Annotated in this window: 6 protein-coding genes; 5 read left to right on the forward strand and 1 reads right to left on the reverse strand. The window is 58.8% G+C overall.

Translation table 11 applies throughout. From position 1 onward, the window contains the following. Positions 1 to 44 precede the first annotated feature (44 nt). From B30_RS05830 to B30_RS05850, 5 genes are all read left to right on the forward strand, one after another. A complete protein-coding gene (locus tag B30_RS05830; protein WP_009571104.1) occupies positions 45 to 749 on the forward strand; it encodes a CoA transferase subunit A in 705 nt (234 codons plus the stop codon). 3 nt (positions 750 to 752) lie between these two features. Continuing rightward, positions 753 to 1,379: a 3-oxoacid CoA-transferase subunit B gene (locus B30_RS05835; protein ID WP_009571105.1), complete on the forward strand. Its 627-nt coding sequence runs from the start codon at positions 753 to 755 to the stop codon at positions 1,377 to 1,379. 225 nt (positions 1,380 to 1,604) lie between these two features. After that, complete coding sequence (locus tag B30_RS05840) at positions 1,605 to 2,567, forward strand: lysylphosphatidylglycerol synthase transmembrane domain-containing protein (protein WP_009571106.1); 963 nt, start codon at positions 1,605 to 1,607, stop codon at positions 2,565 to 2,567. Further along, entirely contained in the window at positions 2,554 to 3,876 is a 1,323-nt protein-coding gene (locus B30_RS05845; protein WP_009571107.1) for an FAD-binding oxidoreductase, read from the forward strand. The genes B30_RS05840 and B30_RS05845 overlap by 14 nt, the downstream gene beginning before the upstream one ends. Continuing rightward, entirely contained in the window at positions 3,876 to 4,613 is a 738-nt protein-coding gene (locus B30_RS05850) for an SDR family oxidoreductase (RefSeq protein ID WP_009571108.1), read from the forward strand. Before B30_RS05845 ends, B30_RS05850 begins: the two co-directional genes overlap by 1 nt. Before the next feature lie 55 nt (positions 4,614 to 4,668). Here the strand turns inward: B30_RS05850 and B30_RS05855 are convergent, their stop codons facing one another. Beyond that, positions 4,669 to 5,580 (reverse strand): lytic transglycosylase domain-containing protein, encoded by a 912-nt coding sequence (locus tag B30_RS05855; RefSeq protein WP_100220057.1) that lies wholly within the window; start codon positions 5,578 to 5,580, stop codon positions 4,669 to 4,671. Positions 5,581 to 6,000: the final 420 nt, after the last annotated feature.

Consider the following 6,000-nt stretch of genomic DNA (forward strand, 5'->3'; position numbering starts at 1 on the left):
CATCGTATTCATTCCAATTGCGCCGAACAAAACGGGAGAGAGTAATGAAGAAAGTATACGGCTCCGCCACAGAGGCCTTAGAGGGGCTTTTACATGACGGGATGTTGATCGCAGCCGGGGGGTTTGGGTTGTGTGGGATACCTGAGTTGTTGATCGACGCGCTGGTGGAAAGCGGCGTCAAGGACCTGACGATTGCCTCCAACAACGCGGGTGTCGATGGCTTTGGCCTTGGCAAGCTGTTGGAGACGCGCCAGATCAAGAAAATGATGTCGTCTTATGTGGGTGAAAACGCCGAATTCATGCGGCAATACCTGTCTGGCGAGTTGGAGCTTGAGTTCAATCCGCAGGGCACTTTGGCCGAACGCATGCGCGCCGGAGGTGCTGGAATCCCAGGATTTTACACCAAAACGGGTGTGGGCACGGTGATCGCCGAGGGCAAAGAGCACAAGGATTTCAACGGCGAGACCTATATTTTGGAAGAGGGTATTTTTGCCGATATTTCCATCGTGAAAGCCTGGAAAGCCGACGAGACTGGCAACGCGATTTTCCGCAAAACCGCCCGCAATTTCAACCCACCCGCCGCAATGTGTGGCAAGGTCTGCATCATGGAGGTCGAAGAGATCGTGCCAACGGGAAGCCTCGACCCCGATTGCATCCACATGCCCGGCGTCTATGTCCACCGCCTGATTCAGGGCAACCACGAAAAGCGGATTGAACAGCGCACGGTGCGCAAGCGTGAGGAGGCCTAAGCCATGTGGGATCGCAATCAAATGGCGGCGCGCGCCGCATTGGAACTCGAAGACGGCACCTATGTGAACCTTGGCATCGGCATCCCGACCCTGGTCCCCAATTTCATCCCCGAAGGCGTCAACGTGACACTTCAGTCTGAAAACGGCATGTTGGGCATGGGCCCCTTCCCCTATGAGGGCGAAGAGGACGCGGACCTGATCAACGCCGGAAAACAGACCATCACCGAACTGCCCAACACCGCCTATTTCGACAGCTCGTTCAGCTTTGGTATGATCCGTGGCGGCAAGATCGCGATGGCGATCCTCGGCGCGATGGAGGTCGATGAAAAGGGCGATTTGGCGAATTGGATGATCCCCGGCAAGCTGGTCAAAGGCATGGGCGGCGCGATGGATTTGGTCGCGGGTGTAGGCCGGGTTGTGGTGGTGATGGACCACACCAACAAACATGGTGAGAGCAAGTTGCTCAAGGAATGCACCTTGCCGCTGACCGGTCTTGGCGTGGTCGACCGGGTGATCACCAACCTAGGCGTGTTGGACGTGGTTGAGGGCGGTTTGAAAATCGTCGAATGCGCAGACGGTGTGACCGAGGCCGAGCTGCGCGCCGCGACCGAAGCGACGATTGTCGACTAAGGCCTCTGTGAATATCTAAATTCAAAACAAAGCGCGGCGGCCCAAACGGGTGGCCGCGCTTTTCACGTCGTTTTTCATGACCTTATTGTTCTAAAATAAGAAACAGCATCATATTCTTGCCCCAATTTGTCGCTAAAACATCGGGAAATCAGGCCACACACAGAGCCCAAAATGTCCATGACCGCCGAGCAGCGTCCCATATCTGCCAAACCTAAGGCATCGAACATGTCCCCACGTTTGCGCGACAGCGCTCTCATGCTGGGCCTTTTGGCGTTGCTCGCGGTGGGGCTGGTCGGAGCCGTGACCGCAACGGGTTGGGATGAGGTCCGCGCTCAAATCACCAAACTGTCGATCCCACAGGGCGCTGCGCTTTTGGCGCTCTCGTTGGTCAATTACCTGTTTCGCGGACTGCGTTGGCACCTGTTTGCCCGCCACCTCGGATTGCCGCTCTCCTTGGCCACCAACCTGCGCCATTTCTTGGGCGGGTTTGCCATGACGGTCACGCCGGGGCGGGTCGGCGAATTGGTGCGGATGCGCTGGATCAAACGCGAAACCGGCTGGGCGTTTGAACGCACAGCACCGCTCGTCTTGGTTGATCGTGCCTCTGATTTGGCGGCGATGGCCGTGTTGATGGGCGCGGCGCTTGTGGCCTCTGGGTCGCAAATTTCGGGCGCAGTGCCCGTCGTGATCGCCGCACTTTTGGCGGCGTTTATCGCCACGCGCCCCCGGCTTTTGGCCAGCCTCGCCCAGTTTGGGCATCGCAGTACGGGCAAGGCCCCGCGCCTGTTCGCGCGCATCCGCCGTGCGGCGCGCTCGCTTGAACCGTTCTCCAAAGGCGGCACATTGTTTGCGGGTTCGACTCTGGCTCTCTGCGGCTGGTTGGCCGAAGGGATGGCCTTTTATCTCTTGCTGCATTGGATGGGCGCCGAGGTTCATGCCGCCAGTGCCATCGCGATCTTTTTGTTTGCCACATTGGCGGGCGGGCTGACCGGCGCACCCGGCGGGCTTGGCGGAGCCGAAGCCGCGATGATCGCGCTTTTGTCCCTCGAAGGCGTGCCTTTGGCCATGTCCGTGCCCGCCACCGTCCTCATTCGCCTGACCACGCTTTGGTTCGCCATTCTCATCGGCCTTGTGGTTTTCCCTTTCGCTGAACGCCTGTCAAAGAAGGTCCAATATGGCCTGGAATAAACTCACCTACACCGGCTGGGGTCGCGCCCGCGTGGCCTCTGGTTTGGTGGCCCGCCCCGAACGTCTCTCGACCCTGACCCGTGATCTGACTGAGACCCACGCCCCCGCTTTTGGCATGCGTCGCTCATATGGCGATGTCGCACTGAACCACAATGGCCGCGCCTATGACATGACCCGGCTGGATCGGGTGATTGCCTTTGATCCGGCCACAGGGGTCGTCGAGGTCGAAGCCGGGATGCCGATCGGTGATCTGGGCCGCGCGTTTGCCAACAAAGGCTGGATTCCACCGGTGATGCCGGGCACGGGATTTGCCACGGTCGGCGGCTGTATCGCCAATGATGTGCATGGCAAAAACCATCATGTGATGGGCTCCTTTGGTCAGCATGTGACCGCGATCACTCTGATCCAAGGGGCAAAAACCCGCAAAATAACCCCGAAATCCGCCCCTGATCTGTGGAAAGCCACAGTGGGTGGCTTGGGTCAAACCGGGGTGATTGCCAGCGCGAAAATCCAACTGATGCCCTGCAAAGGTGACATGATGGTGTTGACCGAACGGCGCATTGATGGGCTGGACGACTTCCTTGTGGCCTTTGATGAGAGCCGCACCGATTACACCGTCGGTTGGATTGACGCGACCGCCACCGGCGCGCGGTTGGGGCGCGGGATTTTGGAGGAAGGAGAGATCACCTCCGGCATCAACAAAAGCCGCGATGCAGCGAAATCCGTGCCCTTTAATGCCCCAAGCTGGGCACTGTCGGCCCCCGTGGTGCGGGTGTTCAACGAGCTGTATTTCCGCCGGGTTCCGGCCAAGGGCCGCACCTCCGTCAAACCGATCACCGAACCATTTTTCCCGCTCGATGCGATCCACAACTGGAACCGGCTCTATGGCAAACGCGGCTTTCACCAATTCCAATGCGTCGTGCCGATGGATCAGGTCGAGATGCTGCGCGCGATGTTGACCCGGATCGGCACCTCCGGTCTGGCCTCACCTTTGGCGGTGCTCAAAAAGATGGGTGCGGGGCGCGGCGGCTATATGTCCTTCCCGATGGAGGGCTATACTTTGGCGGTCGATTTCCCCAATCGCGATGGGGCCGAAGATCTGATTTCCGAACTCACCGATATGGCGCATGACGCGGGTGGGCGGATTTATTTCGCCAAGGACGGCGTCGCCAGCGCCGCACAAATCGCGGGCATGTACCCGGACCAAGAGACATGGGCCAAAGCGGTGGCAAAAGCCGACCCAGAACGGGCCTTTGAGACAGACCTCGTGCGCCGATTGGGCCTGCGCGACGGCACAGGAGCGGCATGATGCAACAGAGCTGGATCATTTTGGGCGCAACCTCGTCGATGGCGCGCGCGATGGCGCGGCGCTTGGCGAAAGAGGGCGCGACCTTGTTTTTATGTGGCCGCGACATGGACGATCTGGCGGCCACGGCGGCCGATTGTCTCGCGCGCGGCGCTGTGTGCGCCGAAGCGTTGCTCTTCGACGCGCGCGACACCGACACGTTCGCGCCAATCATTGAGCGCGCGACAGCGGAAGAGGGCGTGATCAACTGCGCGGTCTTCGTCGGCTCCATGCCGGAACAAGACGCGATTGACGCCACGCCCGAGTTGATCGCAGGCGTCGTTACCGACAGCCACATCGGTCCGGCCACTTTCCTGCAAAAGCTCGCGCCTTACATTGAGGCACGCGGCCAAGGCACGGTTGTCGGCGTCGGATCGGTGGCGGGTGATCGGGGGCGGATTGGCAATTACGTCTATGGCTCGGCGAAAGCGGGCTTTGCCACCTACCTGTCCGGCCTGCGCAATCGGTTGACGCGCGCGGGCGGGCATGTGGTCACGGTGAAACCGGGGTTTGTCGACACGGCGATGACCTGGGGGATCGAGGGGATGTTTTTGGTCGCCTCGCCCGATGCCGTGGCAGGCGATATTTTAACCGCCGTCGCCAGGAAAAAGAACGTGATCTACACACCGTTCTTCTGGCGTTACATCATGTTGATCATCCGGCACATCCCGGAATTCATCTTTAAGAAAATGTCGATCTGAGCACGACAGAAAAACAATAAAAAGGGGGCCTTCGCGGCCCCTTTTTTCATATCTGCTAGTTTTGCGCCCGCACGGCATTGGTGGCAAACACACAGCCATCCGAGTAAAGCTCTGGCGGGGTCACGCAAAGCCCCTTGGCCACCTGCCACGCCGCCAAGACTTTCGGGACATAGGCGCGGGTTTCGGCGTAAGGCGGCGGACCGTTGTTGGATTTAACCGCGTTCTCTCCGGCATTATACCCGGCCAGCGCCAGCGCCACATCGCCGTTGAATTCGGTGATCAGCCAATCGAGATAGGCAATGCCGCCTTTGATGTTTTGATCCGGGTCTGTGGGATCGACGTCAAACCGCGCGGCGGTGTCTGGGATGAGCTGCATCAGACCCTGCGCCCCTGCCCCGCTCACGGCGTCTTCTTTCCCCGAAGATTCAACCGAAATCACCGCCAGCGCCAAAGCCGGGCTGACCTTGGTGCCGATGGAATGCAACAGCAACGACGTGCCATAGCGATTGGCCAGATCGGTGATCTGTTGAAAGCTGGGTCTGGGCACGGCCCGCGCTTCTGACTGGTCCAGCGCCGCCAAAGCCGCGCCGAACCGTTCGGGGCCTGCACCAAACAGATCATGCGGCACCGCGTTCCAATACCACGCCATCAAATCCGCGCTGGCGGCGTCCGGCAGGCCCTCAGATACAGCCGTCGGTTTGGGTGGAGCTTTGACGGTTTTCATGCCGGGTCGGATTTGCACCGTGATCAGATTGCCCGCCCCGCCCGTGGGCACGCCGATGCGCTTGGGCTTGACCTCAGGCCATGGCGGGGGCGGAACATAGGCCGTGGGCGCGGACTCTGGGTCGGCCTCTTGTGCCAGACTGGACGTCCCCCAAGCGCCTGCACATAGAAAAGATGCCAGCGCCAGCGCGGCACCCGCCTTGGACCCGACGGCGCAAACCCTGCGCACGACTGCGGTGATCATCAACATATCTCTGACTTTTACGGCTCGGGGTTGGCACGTCTTTGGCTTCGCGTGCTTTTGATTGACCCCAGTTTGGCAAAAATCATGCCGTTCTGCCAGTGATTTAGCGACAATCAGACTCAATCAAATTTGAATTTTAACCGATAAAACACCAAAAAAGCATTTTTATCCAAAATAGTTAAAATTTTTTATTGTATAGTTTCAATATGTTATATTGAAAACCTTCTAAAATTTTCGAGGGTCCAAAAACGTACCAATGCTGCCCAACTCCTGCCCCAGTTCAAAGGCCATATAGCCTCATCGAAAGCAAGACAGAGCGACACACGGCACGGGAAACGCCAACGCTCCAAACGCTAAGACGTGGAAAAAATCGAAATGTATCCTTGGAGGGAACACCAATGAAATTCTTCAAACTTGCAA

Source organism: Celeribacter baekdonensis B30 (assembly GCF_000299875.1).
GTDB lineage: Bacteria > Pseudomonadota > Alphaproteobacteria > Rhodobacterales > Rhodobacteraceae > Celeribacter > Celeribacter baekdonensis_A.